Here is a 20,281-nt window from a genome sequence, read left to right on the forward strand (position 1 = left end):
GGGGCGCGGCGACGTCGCCGCCACTCCCGCATGACCTCGACGGGGTCGGCACTCCACAGCTCCCGCAGGGACCGCGGCGCGCCGCGCGCGCTGTCTGCGCCACCGGGCGCACGGCCGCGCCCTACCGACCCCGCCTCAGTGCCCTCGAACCCAGGCTCTGCCCCGTCGAACCCAGGCTCTGCCCCGTCGAACCCAGGCTCTGCCCCGTCGAACCCAGGCTCTGCCCCGTCGAACCCAGGCTCCGCCCCGTCGAACCCAGGCTCCGCGAGGACCTGCTGCGCCTGCGCCACACGCTCCCCCGCCGGCCACATCAGGACGGCCAGGGCGAGCGCCAGCCCCGCCAGCGCTGCGGTGGTCACGGGGCATCCCCTCGCCGGCCCGCCACGCCGGGACCATCCGTCACCAGCCCGGGGTCGAGACCGAGGCGATGCGCGAGGGCCGGCCACGCCGGGCCCACGCGGGTGCAGCCAGCCGCCTCGTCCCAGGCCACGGCCGTCTCGACGGCAGGCTCGCCGTCCCGCCGGAACAGCGCCGAGATCGTCTCGACCCGTCGCACCGGCCCGCGCCGTACGACGTGGATCACGACATCGACCGCAGCAGCCAGCTGCGCGCGGACCGCGGCGGGGCCCAGGCCCGCCAGCGCTCCCAACGCCTCGAACCGCGCAATGACGTCCTCCGGCGCGTTGGCGTGCACGGTGCCGCACCCGCCCTCATGGCCGGTGTTGAGCGCCGCGAGCAGCTCGCGGACCTCGGCGCCGCGGACCTCGCCGACGACGATCCGGTCGGGTCGCATGCGCAAGCACTGCCGGACGAGGGTCGTCAGGGTCACCTCGCCGGCCCCCTCGACGTTGGGTGGGCGTGCCTCCAGCCGGACGACGTGCGGGTGGTCGACGTGCAGCTCGCGCACATCCTCGACGACGAGCACCCGGTCGGCCGGGTCGACGAGCCCGAGGAGCGCGGCCAGGACGGTCGTCTTGCCGGCGCCGGTGCCTCCGGACACGACGAACGCCAGGCGTCGGGCCACGACCTCTCGCAGCACCATCGCCCACGCCTCCGGGAAGACGCCCTTGGCCGCCAGCCTGTCGAAGGAGAGGTGGTCCCGGGCCGGGACACGGATGGTGATGTGCGGGCCGTCGGCGACGAGGGGCGGGAGCATGGCGTGCAGGCGGGCTCCGGACGGGAGCTGGCCGTCGACCCATGGGCTGGCCTCGTCGAGCCGGCGGCCGGCCGCAGCGGCGAGTCGAACGGCCAGAGCGCGGGCATCTTCGGGCGCCACGACGTCGCCCGTCCTCGCCATGCCTGCGCCCCGGTCGACCCAGACCCGCCCGTCCCCGTTGACGGCGAGGTCGGTGACAGCCGGGTCGTCGAGCCAGGGCTCGAGCGGTCCGGCACCGAGGACGCGGGCTGCGAGCGCCTGGCGCGAGGCCGCCACGCGCTCCGCTCCGAGTGCGCCCGTCTCCTCCTGCGCGACGTCGGTGACTAGGCCGGCGTCAGGCGCCTGCCCGGCCCGGACCCGCTCCCACATGGCGGGAGTGAGTGTCATGCAGACCACCGCCAGCCATCAGCCGACCCGGCTCCCGTCGCGGGTCCCTCGGACGCGGCCCGTCCCCCGGTCGCCGGGTCCGCACTCGCAGCCAGGTCGAGCGGCGGCCGGGACACGAGTCGCAGCAGCAGCTCGTCCGCCACCTCTACGGCCGGACCACGCCCCCGCGAGCCGGGGGCGACGCCGCCCGTCACATCGGAGACGAGCCGCAGGTCGTCGCGGAGACGGCCGAGCACCGGAGCGTCGAGGTGGTCACACACCGCGTCGGCAACCTCGTCCTCGATCCGTGCGCCGCGCAGCACGAGCCAGGGCTCGCACGGTCGACGGAGCACGTCACCGCTCCGCGCGCACGCCGCATCGACGAGACGACGCAGCAACGGCACGGAAGTCGCTGCCGAGGCGAGCTGCGGGACCGTGGTGCCGACGACCGTCACCCACGCGTCGAGGAGGGGCGCCACCGCGTCGACCACGATGACGTCCCGCGGAAGGTCGAGCACCGTGATGCGGTGGGCTGCGGCGAGTCCGGCGACGACATCCGGCAGGACCCTGCGCCAGTCCATCGCCGGGCCCTTGCCCGGGTCCGCGCGCTCCGCTCCGACCACCCGACTCGCACCGGCCAGGACGGCCACGGCACCGGCCCGAGGCAGCTCCCGCGCCAAGCCGGCGCCGTCCACGACCCCGGCGACGCGGCGCAGCCGGTCCCACCGCCAGCCGGGCTCCTGCTCGACGCCGAGGACGACGTCGAGACGCCCGCCGAAACGGTCGAGGTCCACGGCAACGACCGGTTGCCCGGTCTCCGCGGCCCGCACGGCCAGCACCGCAGCGATCGTGCTGGCGCCGACCCCTCCCGAGGCCGGGATGACGCCGATGACGTGTCCCATGCCCCAACCGTCACGGACGAGCGGGGCCGAGCCCAGCGGCATACGGCGTCCTGTGGACAGCCGGCCGACCCGCGAGGGGATGTGGACGAATCGGTAGGGAAAAGAGCGGTGGCCCCCGTCCGGGGGAAGACGGGGGCCACCTCACGAGCCTGGCAACCGGGGGGAGTGGCCAGACCCGCCGCGCTCAACCCCTAAGGGGAGCGCGGCACCATCGTGGGTGTTTCGCCGGCCCGATGCAAACCACACGCCGCTGGTGGCGCCAATCAGATCAGCGATCGTCGCTCAATCAGGACCAACGGCACTCGGGCGCAAAAGGACGAGGCCCCCAGACCAGGTCGGGGGCCTCGTGAGAACGAGTTGGGCTACCAAGCGTGCATTCCGGTTTGTCGCCTCGGTGTGGACCCGAGGGTGGACTGTTCCAAAGGGAACTGCGTCGCGTGGGTACCTCTCGCTCTCGTTCTGTGTTGCCTTGCGGAGCCGTCCTACGCCTCTCGGCGATGCGTGGTTCCTGAGTCCTTTGTACCCCAGTCCCCTGTCCGAACAACAGTCTTGACACGGCCCCAAACGAGGTTCTGTCCATCACAGTGGACAGTCGTCCGAAGCGCTCAGCTGAGCCTTCCGGCGCGGACCGCGTCGCAGATCCGCTCGCCCTCGGCGACGCCCTTGAGGAGCCCGTCGGCCACCTGCCCGAGCCACAGCCCCACCCCTGCCGCAGTGCCCTTGCCGTATGCCGCTGAGCTCCCTGTGTAGGTCACCGCACCGCTCGCGACGTGGCCGGCTTCGGGGACCGCGACTCCGGTCGGGTCGAGACCGAGGGCCTGAATGAGGGCCCGCTCCAGGGCGCGAGCGACGAGACCGTTCCCGTGGACGAACGGCCGGATCGCGATGACCTCGCCGTGGACGATCGACGAGATGACCACCGCGGGAACGCGGTTCGTGGCCGACGACGCGGCGACGATGAGGTCGGCGAGCTGAGCCAGGCGGCGTGACACCTCGGCCGCACTCGGCGCGGGGCCGACGTCGACGAACTCGGCGCAGTCCTCTCCCTCGGTCCGTGGCCTGCCGAGGGTGTCCGCCCGGTCGCTCGGCGTCAGTGGCGCCGCTGCCGCGACGTGCAGACGGGCGAGCGCCTGGAGTGGGGCGGTCCGGACGATGCCGGCGACCCGTTCGCTCTCGGCCGTGGCGGCGATGGCCCCCTTGAGGGTGGCGAGGTCGGGGCTGAGCTCATCGGGCCAGGGCCGCGCACCAGTGGTGAGCTCACGAACGAGGTCGACCGGGTAGTCGGCCCCCTCCAGGGCTGCGGATGCTCGGGCCCCGCGGACCCGGGACTCGGCCGAAGCCTCGGGGATCCGACGGCGCAGCGCCTCGTGGAAGCGCAGCCGCGTGCACGCCTCACGCACTGCGTCGGCCTTTTCCTGGACGCCCGGCAGGCCGGCGAGGGCGGCGAGCTGATCGACGAGAGCGTCGTGCGGGTCGACGTGGGCGGGCTGGGGCTCAGGCACCGGCCCAGCCTAAGAGGGAGCAGCGGGTGGGCGGACCGCCAGCGGCCCACCCGGCTCGTGAGATGCGTCGCCTTCGGAAATCGCCGTGCCGGATCCTGCATCTGGGGCCACACTGGACGATGACGGGACCCCCTGACTCGACCGGTTCGTGCTGTCGGGTCGGGGAACGGTCCCGTCCGCTACCCTCATTGCATGAGTTCGTTCGCGTCGACCAACCGCGCGTGGTGGCTGCCCAGCTGAGGCGGCCATTCTGACGAACCACGATTCCAGAGCCGCCCGCGGGCGGCTCTTCGCTTGTCTCCGGCAAGTCGTGTCTCCCGTGGGCTTCGACCCGAAGGAGCCAACCATGACGACGACCCTGACCCCATCGGCACCGTCCGACGCGGTCCACGCCGACGAGCATGCCACCTACACAGCAGCCCGCGAGCGCAGCGCCGTGCTCGACCAGCTCATCGAGGAGCAGGCAGCGGGCGACCCTGCGCGCTTCCGGGTGCTCAGCGGTGACCGACCGACCGGGCCCCTTCACGTCGGGCACTACCTCGCCAGCTTGCGCAACCGGGTCCGGCTGCAGGACAAGGGGGTCGACACCTTCGTCCTCATCGCCGACTACCAGGTGATCACCGACCGGGACGCCGTCGGAGAGATCGGGGACAACATCCGCGAGATCGTCATCGACTATCTCGCAGCGGGCCTCGACCCGGAGCGGTCGACGATCTTTGCCCACTCGGCGGTTCCGGCGTTGAACCAGCTGATGTTGCCCTTCCTCTCCCTGACGACGGACAGCGAGCTGCGGCGCAACCCGACCGTCAAGGAAGAGCTCGCGCTCTCCGGCGGCCGCCCGCTGTCTGGACTGCTCCTCACCTATCCCGTGCATCAGGCGGCCGACATCCTCTTCTGCCATGCCCGGGTCGTGCCGGTCGGACGCGACCAGCTGCCGCACCTCGAGCAGACCCGGGCGATCGCCCGCCGTTTCAACCAGAGGTATGCCGCTGGGCACAGTGTGTTTGCCGAGCCTGAGGCGCTGCTCAGCGACGTCCCGCTCCTCCTCGGGATGGACGGCGCCAAGATGAGCAAGAGCCGGGGCAACGTCATCAACCTGAGGGACTCCGCGGACGAGACGGCGGACCGGATCCGTACGGCCCGGACCGACTCGGACCGCCGGATCACCTTCGACCCCGCGACGCGGCCAGAGGTGGCCAACCTGCTCACCCTGGCCGGCCTCTTCCTGGACGAGTCACCCCAGAGCGTCGCGGAGCGCGTCGGCGACGGCGGGGCGCGAGAACTCAAGGAGGTCGTCATCGAGGCTGTCAACGAGGGGCTGCGGGAGCACCGGGCCCGCCGAAGCGAGCTCCAGCGGCACCCGGGCCACGTCCACGAGGTCCTGCGTCGGGGCAACGCCCGCGCCAACGAGGTGGCCGAGCAGACGCTGGCCACCGTCCGGGCGGTGATGGGAATGGCCTACTGACGGCCGGTCAGCCGCCGTTGCCGTGCGTCTCCTCGCGGATCGTGTCGGCGATGATCTGCTCGTCGCTCGGCGCGGCGGCGGCCCGCGCACCGGACTTCGCGGCCGAGGTCCGCGCGGAGGTCGCCGTCGCTCCCGCCGCGATGGGCGTCGACGGGTTGTCAACGGTCTGCTGCAGGCCCCGGACCCGGTCCTCGATGACGAACTCCGCTCGCGTGAAGACCTCGGCTCCGGGAGTCTTCACGTAGGGCAGGCACTGGAAGCGGGCGGTGAGCTCGGTCGCGGTGATTGTCGTCGACACATAGCCGCGCAGGCTGGTCCAGAAGCGGAGGTTCGGGTTCCACTCGGTCCAGGGGTGCTGACCGTCGGCCTTGTCATAGCCGTCGCCGCCGGAGGAGATCGACGACGTGACCAGTTCGGAGCCGACCACCGCGCCGGGCTCCCGGTAGTCGAGGAAGAGGTCCGAGGCCCAGTGGGCGTGGACATCGCCGGTGAGCACCACCGGGTTGCGCACTCCGGCATCCACCCAGCCCTGAGTGACCCGCTGGCGGGACGCCGGGTAGCCGTCCCACGCATCCATCGACACCGTCGTCGCGGCGGTCGCGTCGCGGTCGCGCTGGCCGAAGAAGACCTGCTGCCCCAGCAGGTCCCACCGGGCCGTGGAGGACCGGAAGCCATCGATCAGCCAAGCCTCCTGCTCCATCCCGGGCAACGAGCGGGACGGGTCGGCGGCATCCGGGCAGTCCTTGTAGCCGTCGCCGCAGGCCTGGTCGGACCGGTACTGCCGGGTGTCGAGCATGTGGAAGTTCGCCAGCTGGCCCCACGCCACCCGCCGGTAGAGGTCCAGGTCCGGCCCCCGCGGCACCGAGGAGCGTCGCAGCGGCATGTTCTCGTAGTACGCCCGATAGGCGGCGGCTCGGCGCTCGACGAAACCAGACTGCTCGACGGCCCGCGCGGCGACCTCGTCGGCGTAGTTGTTGTCGACCTCATGGTCGTCCCAGACGACGAGCCAGGGCGCTGCGGCATGAGCCTCCTGCAGGTCGGGGTCCGTCTTGTACTGCCCGTGTCGCTGCCGGTAGCCGGCCAGGGTCTTGGTCTCCGGTCCGATGTGAGCCCGACCCACGCCGGTGCCGGCCCCCTCGTACTGGTAGTCGCCGAGGTGCAACACCAGGTCGGGACGTTCCTCCGCGAGCCGCCGGTAGGCGGTGAAGTAGCCGGCCGGGAAGTTCGAGCAGGAGACGAAGGCCATGGTCAGCGCGGACGGCGTCGCCGAGAGCGCGGGCGCCGTGAGGGCTCGACCGGCGCGGGACAGGTGCCGGCCGAGGCGGAACCGATACCAGTACTCGCGCCCCGGCTCCAGGCCGCGCACCTCGACATGGACGGAGTGCGCCCAGGACCGGTCCGCGAGAACGACACCGCCCTTGACGGTGTTGGCGAACCTCTCGTCGGTCGCCACCTGCCAGTTGACCTCGAACGTCGAGTCCGGCATCCCGCCGAGTCCGTCGGCGGCAACTGGGTCGACGGCGAGTCGGGTCCAGAGGACGAAGCCGTCGGGCGCGGGATCGCCGCTCGCGACACCGAGGGTGAAGGGGTCGCTGGCGGGCAGGACGGAAGCGGCGCTCGGTCGGCTGTCGATGACCGCGCCGGCGCCCAGGGCAAGCACACCGCCGGTCAGGGCTCCGGTCCGCAGCAGAGTTCGTCGGGAGGGCTGGGAATGCGTGGCATCCATGCCATCCACCCTCGCGAGCCGGTCGCTCGGGTCGGCCGACGCGGGCGCGAAAACCAGGTGAAGCGTGAGTGGCCGCGGGCTGACGAGCGAACCCAGCGGCATACGACTGGAGATCATCAGCCCGTATGCCGCTGAGCTGGCTGGAGCGCCCAGGTGACCGACCGCTCATCGGCGGGGCTCGACCGCTCGGCGGGCTACTGGCGAGTAGGGGATGAGTTGAGCGGGCGCTGCTCTTGATGCTTTGCGAACCGTGCGTTTGAGTTGGGGGAAATGTGAGTCCGCGACTCCGCACCCATGACTCCGCACCAATGTCGATGCGAAAGGTGAGCCGATGAGCGAAACGCTCGAGAACCTCCTCCAGGAGACTCGGACCTTCCCGCCCCCTCCGGAGTTCGCTTCCCGGGCCAACGGCACGGAAGACCTCTACGCCAAGGCGGAGGCCGACCACGAGGGCTTCTGGGCCGAGCAGGCCCGCAAGTACGTGTCGTGGAGCAAGGACTTCACGCACACCCTCGACTGGGACGCCCCGTTTGCCAAGTGGTTCGCCGACGGCGAGCTCAATGCCTGCTACAACGCCGTCGACCGGCACGTCGAGGCCGGCAACGGCGACCGCGTGGCCATCCACTGGGTCGGTGAGCCGGAGGGCGACACCCGCGACATCACCTACTCCGACCTGCACGCCGCGGTCCAGCGCGCGGCGAACGCCCTGCAGGACCTCGGGGTCCGCAAGGGTGACACGGTTGCCATCTACCTGCCGATGATCCCCGAGGCGGCCATCGCCATGCTGGCGTGCGCCCGAATCGGCGCACCGCACTCGGTCGTCTTCGGTGGCTTCTCCGCCGAGGCGCTGCATTCGCGCATCGACGATGCCGGCGCGAAGGTTGTCATCACCTCCGACGGCGGCTACCGCCGGGGCAGCGCATCCCCCCTCAAGCCGGCCGTCGACGCCGCCCTCGACCACGGTGACACGTCGGTCGAGAAGGTCCTCGTCGTCAAGCGCACCGGCCAGGACACCCCGTGGACCGAGGGCCGCGACGTCTGGTGGCACGAGGCGCTTGAGGCGGCCGACGCGACGCACGAGGCGCCGGCCCACGAGGCGGAGCACCCGCTCTTCATCCTCTACACGTCCGGCACCACCGGGAAGCCCAAGGGCATCTTCCACACGACCGGTGGCTACCTCACCCAGAGCGCCTACACCAACGCCGTCGTCCACGACGTGCACCCCGAGAGCGACGTCTACTGGTGCACGGCCGACATCGGCTGGGTCACCGGCCACTCCTACATCGTCTACGGGCCCCTGACGCTCGGCGCGACCCAGGTCATGTACGAAGGCACCCCGGACACCCCGCACCAGGGCCGCTTCTGGGAGATCGTCGAGCAGAAGAAGGTGACGATTCTCTACACCGCGCCGACCGCGATCCGGACCTTCATGAAGTGGGGCGAGGACATCCCCGGCAAGTTCGACATGAGCTCGCTGCGGCTGCTCGGCTCCGTGGGTGAGCCGATCAACCCGGAGGCGTGGATGTGGTACCGCCGGGTCATCGGCGGAGACCGCTGCCCGATCGTCGACACGTGGTGGCAGACGGAGACCGGGGCGATCATGATCAGCCCGCTCCCCGGCGTCACCGAGACCAAGCCCGGCTCGGCCCAGCGCGCCATTCCCGGCATCGGGGCCGAGGTCGTCGACGACAACGCCCAGCCGGTGCCCAACGGTCACGGCGGCTACCTCGTCCTCACCAAGCCGTGGCCCGCGATGCTCCGCGGCATCTGGGGTGACCCGGAGCGCTACAAGGAGACGTACTGGAGCCGGTTCGAGGGTCTCTACTTCGCCGGCGACGGCGCCAAGAAGGACAACGACGGCGACATCTGGCTCCTCGGCCGCGTCGACGATGTCATGAACGTCTCCGGCCACCGGCTGTCGACGACCGAGATCGAGTCGGCCCTCGTGTCGCACCCGAAGGTCGCCGAGGCAGCGGTTGTCGGGGCGACGGACGAGACGACGGGCCAGGCGGTCGTGGCGTTCGTCATCCTCCGCTCCGAGGCCGTCGCCGAGGCGGACGAGGCAGGCGAGGGTGCCGACATCGTCGCCGAGCTGCGTGGCCACGTCGCCAAGGAGATCGGCCCGATCGCGAAGCCCCGCTCGATCATGATCGTCCCCGAGCTGCCGAAGACCCGCTCCGGCAAGATCATGCGCCGCCTGCTGCGCGACGTCGCCGAGAACCGCCAAGTGGGTGACGTGACGACGCTCGCGGACAGCTCGGTCATGGAGCTCATCAAGACCGGCCTGAGCAAGGGCACCAGCGACTAGCTCGCCTCGCTCCCGCGACGCGAGGGGCGCTGGAGGCCACGGCCTCTGGCGCCCTTCGTGCCGTCCACCCAGTCCCTTGGCCGCAAACCGCTGGCAAGGAACGTCCCGGCCCAGCCCCACGGTCACCAACGTCCCGTCAGGCCCCGAGGCGGATTCCTTCGGGTGGTGGGCCGGTCCAGGGCAGGCGCGGTGCGCGGGGTCCGATGGTGATGGGGTGGCCGGCGGTGAGCCAGGTGACGCCGTCGGGGCGCACGTCTGCGGTCAGGTCGCGTTGGTGCACGATGGTGTGGTGGCGCCCGCAGAGCAGGGCGCCGTTGGCCAGATCGGTGGGTCCGCCTCTGGACCAGTGCTGCACGTGGTGGGCATCGCACCACTGCGGCGGGATGGTGCAGCCGGGGAACGAACAGCCCTGGTCCCTGCGGGCCAGCGCGAGGCGTTGTGCCGCCGTGAAGTACCGTTCGGTGAAGCCTTGGTCGAGGACCTGCGAGGGCCCGCCCAGGACGGCCGGGATGATCTGGGCCTCGCAGGCCAGCCGGCGCACCGTGCCGGGCGAGAGGACGGCGTCGTTGTCGGCCAGCCCGGCGCCGCGGACCTGCTCGAGCAGCGCGTCGAGGGTCATGGTGACCACGAGCCGGGTGCGCGGGGTGCGGGTCACCCCGTGCGGGGCGGCGACCGCGCGGCCGACCAGCTCGAGCAGCGCGTCGGCCCTTCTGGTCGCGGCGGTGCGCGGGTCGGCGCTCGTCTCACCGGTCCAGGCCAGCTCGGGGCGGGGCCGGGCCAGCGGGTCGATCGCCGCGTCGAGGATGGCGGCGCCCTCCGGGTCCAGGCGCAACAGGTACTCGGTGAACCCGGCGACCGTGCCGACCTTGCTCAACGCCCGCCCGAGCCGGCGGCCCTCATCCTCCCGGTCCAGCTCGGCCGGCGGCTTGAGGGCGGCCCGCGCCTGCGCGGCGACCCGGCCCAGCTGCTTGACGCTCAGGTGCTCGATGTTCTCCACGATCGCGGTGATGATCCCGTCCAGGTGCTCCCGGTCGGCGATCCGGGCCACGTCCTGGTGCAGGCGCAGCACCACCGCGGCCTGCGCCACCGACACCCGCCCGGAGATCACCTTCTCGGACAGCGCCGCCCAGCGCGGCTCGGTCATCGCCGCCCCGACCAGCGCGAGCGCCGGCGCCGACACGCCACCCCCGCCACCGTCCAGCGCGGGCGCCTGCGCCTTGAGCCAGTCGATCCGCGACAGCCCGTCACCCGAGCCGAGCGAACGGGAATGGGCCTCCGTGGCCAGCACCGCCGTCAACGTCTGGCTCAACGCCGCGAGCTGCTGCGCCCCGGCCACCCCAGCACTCACCTCCGACTCGGGGAGCGACCACGTCGGGAAGTCCGAGGCCAGCCGGGCCACGACCTGCGTGGCCAGCTCGAGCGCCGCGACGAGCCCCTGCGCCTCGATCAGCTCCTCGGCCCGCACCATCGTCACCCCTGTCACCCCTGACACCCTCGCGGGTCGCGCCTCCAAACGCCGCGACCCCTTCCTCCCGGTTTCGACCACCCTACCACCATGATCGAACACATGTTCGATGATCCACCGACGGCCGCCGTTGGGATTCACTCGAAGGCCCCCGTGATTGACTGGGCTCATGAGCGCGTCACCACCCGGCCCGCCGGACGGAGCCGGGCGCCCCGCGTGGGTTGTCGAGTCGATCGGGGGCGTGCCCACCATCGAACCCAAGCCGCACATCCTCCTCACCGAAGAGGGCACGGTCATCGGCTCGACCGGCGTCAACCGGATCAGCGGCAGCTACGAGGCCCACAACGAGACGATCCGCATCTCCGGCGCCGGCATGACCCGACGCGCCGCGGGCCCCGAGGCGATGGACCAGGAGCGCCGCTTCCTCGAGGCCCTCGAGGGCTGGAACGCCTTCCACGTGAGCGACGACCGCCTCGAGCTCGGCCCGCCTGACCTCGGCCTCGTCTGCACCCTCCAGCCACCCCGGCCCGCGGACCCACGTCAGGCCTGACGGACCCGCCGGCGTCGGCGGCTCGTCAGGACCAGTGCGACATCAGCCCGGCACGGCCGCGAGCGCGTCGCTGCGACGCCCACATGCCCGCGCCTGCTGCCTACGATGGACCACCGCCAACGAAAGGCTTGGTGCCGCACCCGGTGTCCGGTTATTGGTTCAACATCGCCCTCGTCGCCGTCCTCGTCCTCCTCAATGCCGCGTTCGCCGGCAGCGAGATGGCCCTGATCTCCCTGCGTGAAGGACAGCTCAAGCAGCTCGAGAAGGAGGCGACGCCCGGGGCCCGGCGCCTGGTCCGCCTCGCCCGGGACCCCAACCGCTTCCTCGCCACGATCCAGATCGGCATCACGCTGGCCGGCTTCCTCGCCTCGGCCACGGCCGCTGTCGCGCTGGCCGAGCCGCTCGTCCCGCACCTCGCCTTCCTCGGTGGAGCAGCCGAAGCCGTTGCCGTCGCCGGCGTGACGCTCATCCTGACCTTCTTCACCCTCGTCCTCGGCGAGCTGGCGCCGAAGCGGCTGGCGATGCAGATGGCCCTCCCCTGGGCCAGAGTGGTCGCTCGACCGCTGGACCTCCTCTCGACCCTGTCCCGACCCGCGGTCTGGACCCTCGGCCTCGCAACCAACACCGTCGTGCGCGTCCTCGGCGGTCGGGCCGAGGCTGCCAGCGAGGAGCTGACGCCGGACGAGCTGCGCGAGATCGTCTCGACCCACCAGGGCCTCGGCCCCGAGCAACGCGAGATCATCGCCGGCGCCTTCGACATCCAGGAGCGCACCCTCCGCGAGGTCCTCGTGCCGCGGAGCCAGACGCTCTTCCTGCGCCACTCGATGCCGGTGGCCGAGGCGAGGACGCTGCTCGCCGAGCAGGGCCACTCCCGCGCCCCCGTCATCCGGGGCAGCAACCGCGACGACGTCATCGGCGTCGCGCACTGGGCGCTCCTCCTCGACGAGGGGCATCGCCTCGTCGGCGAGGTGGCGACGCCGGCGCTGGTCCTCCCCGACACCGCCCAGGTCTCCGTCGCGCTTCGCCGCTTCAAGTCCGAGCGCCAGCAGCTGGCCGTCGTCATCGACGAGCACGGCTCCGTGGACGGCATCGTCACGCTCGAGGACCTCCTCGAGGAGGTGGTCGGCGAGATCTACGACGAGACGGACGACGACTCCCTCGACATCGCGCGCGGCCCGGATGGGTCCATCACCCTGCCGGGGACCTTCCCCGTGCATGACCTCGAGGACGTCGGCGTCGACGCCGGGCTGGTCCGGCACGGCGACTACACGACGGTTGCCGGCCTCGTCCTGCAGCGACTCGGCCGCATCCCCACCGCCCCCGGAGACACTGTCGACATCGACGGCTGGACCATCGAGGTCACGGAGGTCGGCCACCACGCGATCACCGAGGTCCGGCTCATCCCCGACGAGACCTCCGAGCCGGACCAGGACGCAGACCCCGGGGCCTGACTCCCGACCCGAGGGCGCGATCACGCAAGGTCACGCACCCCTGGGAGCGAGCCCAGCGGCATACGGCAGCATGGGTTTGCGCGCCGGCGAAGGTGGGCACGCGGGGGATGTGAACGTTGACGAGGCAGTGGAGCGCTACGGGAGTGCGAAGGAGGGCTACCGCCCGGAGCCACGGCCGGACGGGGTCGACGACGCGACCGTCGAGGCGCTCGGCAAGCTGTCGGAGGCGCTCGAGGTGGTCGAGCACGCGCGCGGGCTGCTCTACGGGTTCCACCGGCTGACGGGGCGCGCCGACGCGACGCTGCAGGAAGCGGTCCGCCTGCTGCGCGAGGCGGGCCACGACGAGGCCGCCGACGTCGTCGAGGAGTGCGTCGTGGGGCGGGACGTGCTCCCCGGCATGTGGACGTTCCAGATGATCGAGGCGTTCGACGACGGCTACTGGAGCGTGTTCCGCGACATCGTCGACCAGGTGCGCGCCGACACGGGCGACCCGGAGCGGCACCGCTACGAGGCGGAGATGAAGGAGCGCGAGCAGCAGCCGCGCACCACCGCCGACGACCGCATGTGACCTGAGCCACAGAACTGCCCGGAATGACCCGCACGCCCTCGCCGTTAGTTGAATCGTGAAACAACTGCGCATCATCGTCTCCAGCACCCGTCCCGGCCGCATCGGCCCCAAGGTCGCCGAGTGGGTCGCTGCCCAGGCGCCCGCCGAGGAGTGGGAGGTCAAGGTGCTCGACCCGAGCGGTCTGCCCTTCCTCGACGAGGCGGAGCACCCGAAGAGCGGCAACTACGCCCTCCCCCACACGCAGCAGTGGGCGAGCGAGATCTTCGAGTCGGACGCCATCGTCGTCGTGACGCCGCAGTACAACCGCAGCTTCCCCGCGCCGATCAAGAACGCGATCGACATCCTCTTCGCCGAGTGGGACAGCAAGCCGATCGCCGTCCTCGGCTACGGCTGGACCGGCGCGACCGACGCCACTGCCGACCTCGCCAAGGTGCTGACCCACGTCAAGGCCGACGTCGTCGGCACGACCGGGCTGACCTTCATGCAGGACCTGTCGCCCGAGGGCGAGGTCACCGCGACCGACGAGCGCCGCCGCGAGCTCGCCGCCCTGCTCGAGGCGCTGTCGTCGCGGCTCGACGAGCGGGAGTCCGTCTCGGCCTGAGCCCCGGGCCGCTTGCGTCGCGTTGACCTGGGTGCGTCCCCTTGAGGCGACGCACCCAGGTCAACCCAGCGCATCCAGACCCCCAGCCCGGCAGGATGGGCCCATGACGACCCTGCCGAACGGCAACGCCCACCTCGCCGTCCTCATCGACGCCGACAACGCCGACGCCTCGATCATCGAGCCGCTCCTCGCCGAGGTCTCGAAGTTCGGCGTCGCGAGCGTCAAGCGCATCTACGGCGACTGGACCACCCCGCAGCTCGGCTCGTGGAAGCACGTCCTGCTCACCCACTCGATCCAGCCGATCCAGCAGTTCGCCTACACGGCCCGCAAGAACTCCACCGACAGCGCGATGATCATCGACGCCATGGACCTGCTCCACACCGGCACCTTCGACGGCTTCTGCATCGTCTCGAGCGACAGCGACTTCACCCGGCTCGCCTCGCGGCTGCGTGAGTCGGGCAAGCGGGTCGTCGGCTTCGGCGAGGAGAAGACTCCGGATCCGTTCGTCCAGGCCTGCGACCAGTTCGTCTACACGGAGATCTTCCGCCCGGCTCCCGAGGGCGACGGCAGCGGCGGCGGCACCGCCGGCCGTCGCCGGCCCGAGGGCGAGCTGCGCCAGGACACCCGGCTGGTCAACCTCATCCGCCTGGCCATCGACGGGGCCTCCGGCGAGAGCGGGTGGGCCGGCCTCAGCGCGGTCGGCAACCTCATCGTCAAGCAGGCGCCGAACTTCGACCCCCGCAACTACGGCTACACCAAGCTGAGCGATCTCGCGGAGGCGATCGGGCTGTTCACGCTCGACCGGAGCGGCGGCTCGGTCCTCATCGCCGACTCCCGCACGGTCGCGAAGCAGAAGGCGCCGGCCAAGCGGGCCACCAAGAGGACCGTGAACGCCACGAAGAAGGCAGCCCCGACCGGCTAGGGCCCGGCTTTCCCGATCGTATGCCGCTGGGCTCGCTCCCCCGGTCGCGTGACCGGAGGTGGGTGGCTGGGTCTCGTGTGGCCGGGAGTGTCCAGCGGGTCCGCTCGCAACTGACCGCCGCCCCGGGCGCGTTGCCAAGGCCCGGGGGCGGGTCGATACTCGGGAGATGCGCTGTCGAGCTGCGCTCTGGGGTGCCGCGGCACTGGCTCTGGCGGGCGCCGTGAGCGGCTGTGGCACCACCGGTCCCGTGGCGCCCTCGCCGACGGCTCCGGGGTCTTCCGGGTCGGCGCCCTCGAGCCCGGGGCCCCCCGGACCCGCCGCAGGTGGCGTGGTCGTCGTCGCGGTCTACCAGCCGCTGTGCGGTGGTCCGGAGCCGGTCACCCCCGACCCGGGATGCCCGGAGGAGGTCGTTGCCGGTGTCGAGGTGACGGCGACCGATGCCTCCGGAGCCGTGGTGGCGCGGGCGACGACGGACGGGTCCGGCCGAGCGGTCCTCGACATCCCGGCCGGGGCGGTGACCCTCACCGCGGGTCCGGCCGAGGCGCCACGGATCGCGCCGCGGCCGACGCAGGTGACCGCCGGCACCTCACCGGCGCCGACGGTCACGCTGCGTTACGAGTCGTCCTTCCAGTGACTCACTTCTTCTTGCCGGTGCCGCCCTGGACGACGACGGAGGCCGAGTTGGTGTTGTTCCCGGCGACCGGGTCGGCCGTCGAGCTCGTCACCGACGCGGTGTTGAGGAACGTCCCCACACTGCCCTTGACCTGCGACTCGATGACGAAGGTCACCGAGGCCCCGGCCGGGACGTTCGCCGAGGTGCACTGCACCGTGTGGGTCGCCTCGGTGTAGGTGCACTGGGGCGACAGGTACTGCACCACGAGCTTCTTGCTCGTGAGCGGCAGGGCGTCCGTGACGACGATGTCACGGGCGTCTGACGGGCCACCCTGTCCACAGGTCGGTGTCTGCGTCGACTGCGCATCGGTCTCGCACCCGCTGTCGTTGTGGACGACGAGGGTGTAGATGAGGGCCGGCGCCGGGTTGCCCGAGCGCAGCTGCGCCTGCTTGTCGATCCACACATCGGCCTGGGTCGCGACGGTCGTGTCCTGGGTGGCCGTGTTGTTGGCCCTGTTGGGGTCCGGCGTCGCCGAGCTGACGGTCACGGAGTTGTGCAGCACCGTGCCGGGGTCGAGCGACGCGGCGACGCGCACCGTGAGCTGAACCACGGCGCTCTCACCTGGGTCGAGGGTGCCGACCGCGCACTCGACGGTTGCGGCCTGGACGAGCGTGCACACGGTCTGCCCGTTGTTGTTGACGCCACCGACGTAGGTGACCCCGGCGGGCAGCGTGTCGGTGAGGAGCACCGACGTCGCCGTGGACGGGCCGTCGTTGGTCGCCGTGATGGTCCACGTCAGCAGGGTGCCGGCGAGGACCGGGTCGGGCGAGTCGGACTTGGTGACCCGCAGGTCGGCCGAGGCGCTGACGGTCGTCGAGACGCTGATCCTGTTGTCGCTGTTGTCAGGATCTGCGGTCGCGCTCGCCACGACGGCCTCGTTGACCAGCACCGTTCCCGGCGCCACGTCGGGCGAGACCGTGGCGTTGACCGTCACCGTCGCCGTGGCGCCCGAGGCGAGGTTGCCCAGGTTGCAGGTCAGCTCGCGCTCGACGGGCTGGCCGTAGGTGCACGACCCGACGGTGGTCGAGACGGACACAAAGGTCACGCCCGCGGGCAGCCGGTCGGTGAGGGTGACACCCTGGGCTGTCGACGGTCCGTTGTTGGTCACCGTGAGGACGTACTGCAGCGGTGTCCCGGCCACGACCGTCGCGGGCGCGTTCTTGGTCACCTCGAGGTCCGCGGAGCCGGCGAAGACGACCTTCCCCGTGGCCTGGTTGTTCGAGGTGTCCGGGTCAGGCGTCGGGCTCGACACCGTGGCCACGTCGTTGATCTCGGCAACGTCCGCGGCCGTGACGGTGACCCGGATCGTCGACCGACCCCCGGCCGGCTCGGCGCCGAGGTCGCAGGTCGTCGTGAAGGCGGTCAGCGGCCCACCGGAGGTCGGCGCACACGTGCCCGACGGCGTGACGGAGACACCGGTGACGCTGAATGGCGTCGCCGAGGTGAGGACGTCCTGGAGCGAGACGTCCACGGCGTCCGACGGGCCGAGGTTGTCGACGTGGATGTCGCAGAACGCTTCCTGGCCTGCCTGGGCGGAGCTGTCCGGCTTGCACACCTTGGTGACAGCGAGGTCGGCCCGGGCGAGGACGGTTGTCGTCGCGGTGGCGGTGTTGTTGCCGGGATTCGGGTCGCCCTGGTTCGCGGCCGCCACGGTGGCGGTGTTGGCGATGGTCCCGGATGCAGCTGCCCCGAGGAACCCGGAGGGAACGTGCACCTGGATCGCGATGACGACGCTCTGCCCGGAGAGCAGCGGACCGACGTCGCAGGTCACGACACCACCGGCCTCGGTGCAGCCCGGGGCACTCACGAACGTCACGCCGGCCGGCAACGTGTCCGTCACGGTGACGGCCTGGGCCGTCGCGGGACCGTCGTTCGTCACGGTGAGGGTGTACGTGAGGTCCTGGCCGGCGACGACGGGGTCGGGCGCGTCGGTCTTGGTGATCCGCAGGTCGCTCTGCAGGCACGAGGGCAACCGGAAGGAGCCGATCGTCGTCGCGCTGTTGTCCCGCTCCCCGGTGAACCAGAACGTGCACTCGTCCTCGGGGTCGACGACCAGTCCTGCGTAGTCGCCCCACCGGTTCGAGGTCTCGGTCGTGGTGCCCGCGGCGAGGACCTGCTCGCCCTGCGTCATGGCCCCGAGCGGGTCACCGGCGTGCCGCGCGGTGTAGCGCAGGCCCGGGAAGGTGGCGGTGCCGTCGGAGACGGAGTAGCCGAGGGCGATGTTGCCCTGGCCGTCCATCGCCGCGGCGCCCATCCAGCGGTGCACGCCGTCGACCGGGGCGTAGGTCCCCTGCTGGTGGATCGTCCAGGCTCCGCCGCCCCGGCGCAGCTCGTACCAGCGAACGCCGGCGCGGTCGTTGCCGTCGGCGTCGACGGTCTGGTTGATCACCATCGACTCGTGACCGCCGAAGTTGCGGTACTGCAGGCGCGCCATCAGCCGGTTGGACAGCGAGTCGACCCGGTTGGTGACGCCGGGCTGCGGGATGCAGTCACGGAAGGTGGGCGTGCAGTTGAGGTCGGTGTCGAAGGCGGCCGTGTTGAGCGTCGTGACGACGCCGAAGGTGCTGTTGGCGGGCGTGACCCAGTCGACGTGGAACTCACTGATCTCGATGCGGTCGTTGCCTCCGTCCACCGCCCCGTCGAACGACATGGCGAACGGGTTCGGCGCGCCGGCGGGTGGCGGGTTGTCGCCGTCCCAGTCGGCGGGCACGATGCGCGTGCCCCGGCCGTCCACCCCTGCGCCCATGGCGACGCCGGTGAAGGCCTGGAAGGTGGCCGGCGACCCGGAGATCATCTGGGCGCGGTCGAAGACGTAGGCGCCGACCGAGCCACCCTCGAAGGTCGACATGTAGAGGCCGTCCGGCCAGATGCCGTACTTCATGTAGTCGTGCGAGGCCGGCAGGTTGAACTGGTAGACGAACCAGTTCTGCGTCGGGTCGCCCGTCTGCGAGTAGGCGATGCACATCGGGAACGTGCCGCCGGGTCCGGTCGCCGAGTTCGGGTTGGTGAACTGGCTGATCATGAAACGGTCGACCTGCTGGTCGTAGAGGACGATCGGGTCGCCGGCGTTCTGGGTGCGGCACTGGTCCTGGCCCTGCCCGGCCGCGACGGCGTTCTGCCAGAGCTGGTTGATCGCGGTGGGACCGGTGAGGGAGTTGCCCTGCTTGTCCCACACCTGGATGGTCGAGTTGACCATCTGGACGTAGTGGTCGGGCCCGACGTCACCGTTCGGGTCGGGTGGGTTGGCGCCGCCCTGGCCGATGAAGGAGACGAGTGGTCCGGTCAGCTCCTGGACGGCTTCGCCAGCATCAGCCGCTTCGCCGGTCGCCTGGCCCTCGGTCGGGAGAGCGGAGGTCTGCAGCAGCGGGTCGGGTTTGCCCTTGACTGGTGCCTTCGGCGTGGTGCGCCCGCGCCCCAGTCCCTCCTCGGTGTCTGACGGTGTGGCGGGCCCCTGCTTGAGGTCCGCGAGCGGTTTGACGGTGAGCTTGCCCTCGAAGGACTCGCTCACATAGGGCCCGCGATGTCTGCCGTCGACCGTCACCTGCCTCTCGGGCGCTGTGGTGAGGGCCTGAGCGGCGGTCATGGGCAGCAACGCTGCAACCATGGAGACCGCCAGCACGCGTGGCACGGCACGGTTGGTCATGACTGTTTCCTTCCCCGTTCGGAATCAGCGACCTTCAAGTCTGACGCTGCGAGGGGAAGTGCCGTGGCGAAATGGAGAAACTGGAGCCGTATGCCGCTGGGCTCGCTCCCCCGGTCGGGTGACCGGAGGTGGGTGGCTGGGTCAGCCGGCCATCCGGACGACCGCGGCCGCGAGCAGGACCGCGGTGGTGACGAGCAGCGCGAAGGGGGCGGCTGCGACGAGCGGCGACTGCGGGCCGTGACGACGCACGGCCTCGGCGCGCGTCATCGGCTGGCGGCGCTCGTCGGTGGCGATCCGGACGGGGGCGTTCTGGTTCATGCGACTCTCGATGTGTTGCATGAGCGCGAGGAGTCCGACCATGACAACGATCGGGGTGGTCAACATCAGGACGTCCATGGCTCACTCTCTCGGTTGTGGAGTGGAGGGGGGAGGAGGCAGGGTGGCCGCCCCCGTCTTCGGGGGTCAGCGGGGGCGACCACTGCCTTGTAGACGAGCACGTACCCAATTCATGACGGGTGTTTCAGTTTTCTCCCTGGCGATGTCGAGGCGGCGGCTTCCGGGTGGGTACTCCTCCGGTGGGACGGGCACGACGAGGTGCCTCCCTCGACGAGAGGAGCTCCACCCATGAGTGACACGAACGACATGACGACAGGTGGCCCCGACGAGACCACGGGGATGGGTAGCCGCGCGGACACCGGCATGGGGTCGGAGGGCCTCGGCGGCGTCGACTCCGGCAGCGTCGACAACGCAGGCATGAGCGCTGGCAGCACCCAGTCGATGTCCGAGTCCGGCGAAGGTCCCGCTGACGGCGGGGCCGACCCGAGCTCGCACGACGGCGGCGCCGACGGGGCTGCTGACGGGGCTGCTGACGGAGCTGCTGACGGTGGGGCGGATCCTGGGGCTGACGGCGGTGCGGACGGTGGGGCCGGCACCGACCGGGCGACCGGAGTCTGAATGTCCCTCGCCACACAGGGCCGTGGGGG

At 71.3% G+C, this 20,281-nt stretch carries 17 protein-coding genes; 9 read left to right on the top strand and 8 right to left on the bottom strand.

The genetic code is table 11. The features are described 5' to 3' along the window. From OO014_RS14170 to OO014_RS14185, 4 genes are all read right to left on the bottom strand, one after another. On the bottom strand, positions 1 to 359 hold a 359-nt coding region (locus tag OO014_RS14170; protein ID WP_272462974.1), incomplete at its 3' end, for a hypothetical protein. Further along, positions 356 to 1,543: a TadA family conjugal transfer-associated ATPase gene (locus OO014_RS14175; protein WP_272462975.1), complete on the bottom strand. Its 1,188-nt coding sequence runs from the start codon at positions 1,541 to 1,543 to the stop codon at positions 356 to 358. The genes OO014_RS14170 and OO014_RS14175, both read right to left, overlap by 4 nt. Beyond that, entirely contained in the window at positions 1,540 to 2,424 is an 885-nt protein-coding gene (locus OO014_RS14180) for a P-loop NTPase (protein WP_272462976.1), read from the bottom strand. The genes OO014_RS14175 and OO014_RS14180 overlap by 4 nt, the downstream gene beginning before the upstream one ends. Positions 2,425 to 3,029: 605 nt before the next feature. Continuing rightward, positions 3,030 to 3,926 carry a Fic family protein gene (locus OO014_RS14185; RefSeq protein WP_272462977.1) on the bottom strand — a complete coding sequence of 299 codons (897 nt, stop codon included), beginning with the start codon at positions 3,924 to 3,926 and terminating at the stop codon, positions 3,030 to 3,032. Positions 3,927 to 4,272: 346 nt separating this feature from the next. Here OO014_RS14185 and trpS point away from each other — a divergent pair, with 346 nt between their 5' ends. Then, on the top strand, positions 4,273 to 5,391 hold the full coding sequence (gene trpS, locus OO014_RS14190; protein ID WP_272462978.1) for a tryptophan--tRNA ligase: 1,119 nt from the start codon (positions 4,273 to 4,275) through the stop codon (positions 5,389 to 5,391). A gap of 7 nt (positions 5,392 to 5,398) precedes the next feature. Here the strand turns inward: trpS and OO014_RS14195 are convergent, their stop codons facing one another. Beyond that, complete coding sequence (locus OO014_RS14195) at positions 5,399 to 7,117, bottom strand: alkaline phosphatase D family protein (protein WP_272462979.1); 1,719 nt, start codon at positions 7,115 to 7,117, stop codon at positions 5,399 to 5,401. 331 nt (positions 7,118 to 7,448) lie between these two features. Between OO014_RS14195 and acs the strand changes: the two genes are divergently transcribed. After that, the gene (gene acs, locus OO014_RS14200; RefSeq protein ID WP_272462980.1) at positions 7,449 to 9,425 is read left to right on the top strand and encodes an acetate--CoA ligase; all 1,977 of its coding nucleotides are present in this window, start codon (positions 7,449 to 7,451) and stop codon (positions 9,423 to 9,425) included. Positions 9,426 to 9,561: 136 nt separating this feature from the next. On the opposite strand, the gene OO014_RS14205 is transcribed toward acs, so the two are convergent. Beyond that, positions 9,562 to 10,908 (bottom strand): HNH endonuclease signature motif containing protein, encoded by a 1,347-nt coding sequence (locus OO014_RS14205; protein WP_272462981.1) that lies wholly within the window; start codon positions 10,906 to 10,908, stop codon positions 9,562 to 9,564. Between the two features lie 151 nt (positions 10,909 to 11,059). On the opposite strand from OO014_RS14205, the gene OO014_RS14210 reads away from it, so the two are divergent. The 6 genes from OO014_RS14210 (at position 11,060) to OO014_RS14235 (ending at position 15,616) form a co-directional block, all read left to right on the top strand. Continuing rightward, a complete protein-coding gene (locus tag OO014_RS14210) occupies positions 11,060 to 11,440 on the top strand; it encodes an META domain-containing protein (RefSeq protein ID WP_272462982.1) in 381 nt (126 codons plus the stop codon). A 131-nt stretch (positions 11,441 to 11,571) separates the two neighbouring features. Beyond that, positions 11,572 to 12,891 carry a hemolysin family protein gene (locus OO014_RS14215; protein WP_272462983.1) on the top strand — a complete coding sequence of 440 codons (1,320 nt, stop codon included), beginning with the start codon at positions 11,572 to 11,574 and terminating at the stop codon, positions 12,889 to 12,891. Positions 12,892 to 13,018: 127 nt separating this feature from the next. After that, positions 13,019 to 13,459: a hypothetical protein gene (locus OO014_RS14220; RefSeq protein WP_272462990.1), complete on the top strand. Its 441-nt coding sequence runs from the start codon at positions 13,019 to 13,021 to the stop codon at positions 13,457 to 13,459. Positions 13,460 to 13,514: 55 nt separating this feature from the next. Further along, positions 13,515 to 14,060, top strand: coding sequence for an NADPH-dependent FMN reductase (locus OO014_RS14225; RefSeq protein ID WP_272462984.1), 546 nt, complete (start codon positions 13,515 to 13,517; stop codon positions 14,058 to 14,060). Between the two features lie 103 nt (positions 14,061 to 14,163). Continuing rightward, a complete protein-coding gene (locus tag OO014_RS14230) occupies positions 14,164 to 14,982 on the top strand; it encodes an NYN domain-containing protein (RefSeq protein WP_272462985.1) in 819 nt (272 codons plus the stop codon). Between the two features lie 166 nt (positions 14,983 to 15,148). After that, a complete protein-coding gene (locus OO014_RS14235) occupies positions 15,149 to 15,616 on the top strand; it encodes a hypothetical protein (RefSeq protein ID WP_272462986.1) in 468 nt (155 codons plus the stop codon). 1 nt (position 15,617) lies between these two features. Here OO014_RS14235 and OO014_RS14240 read toward each other — a convergent pair whose 3' ends face one another. Beyond that, positions 15,618 to 19,298, bottom strand: a complete 3,681-nt coding sequence (locus OO014_RS14240; RefSeq protein WP_272462987.1) for a DUF11 domain-containing protein — start codon at positions 19,296 to 19,298, stop codon at positions 15,618 to 15,620. Positions 19,299 to 19,439: 141 nt separating this feature from the next. Next, positions 19,440 to 19,694, bottom strand: coding sequence for a hypothetical protein (locus tag OO014_RS14245; RefSeq protein ID WP_272462988.1), 255 nt, complete (start codon positions 19,692 to 19,694; stop codon positions 19,440 to 19,442). 228 nt (positions 19,695 to 19,922) lie between these two features. Here OO014_RS14245 and OO014_RS14250 point away from each other — a divergent pair, with 228 nt between their 5' ends. Continuing rightward, positions 19,923 to 20,252 (top strand): hypothetical protein, encoded by a 330-nt coding sequence (locus OO014_RS14250; protein ID WP_272462989.1) that lies wholly within the window; start codon positions 19,923 to 19,925, stop codon positions 20,250 to 20,252. The last annotated feature ends 29 nt before the right edge of the window (positions 20,253 to 20,281 follow it).

Source organism: Intrasporangium calvum, assembly GCF_028446585.1.
GTDB classification, from domain to species: domain Bacteria; phylum Actinomycetota; class Actinomycetes; order Actinomycetales; family Dermatophilaceae; genus Intrasporangium; species Intrasporangium calvum_A.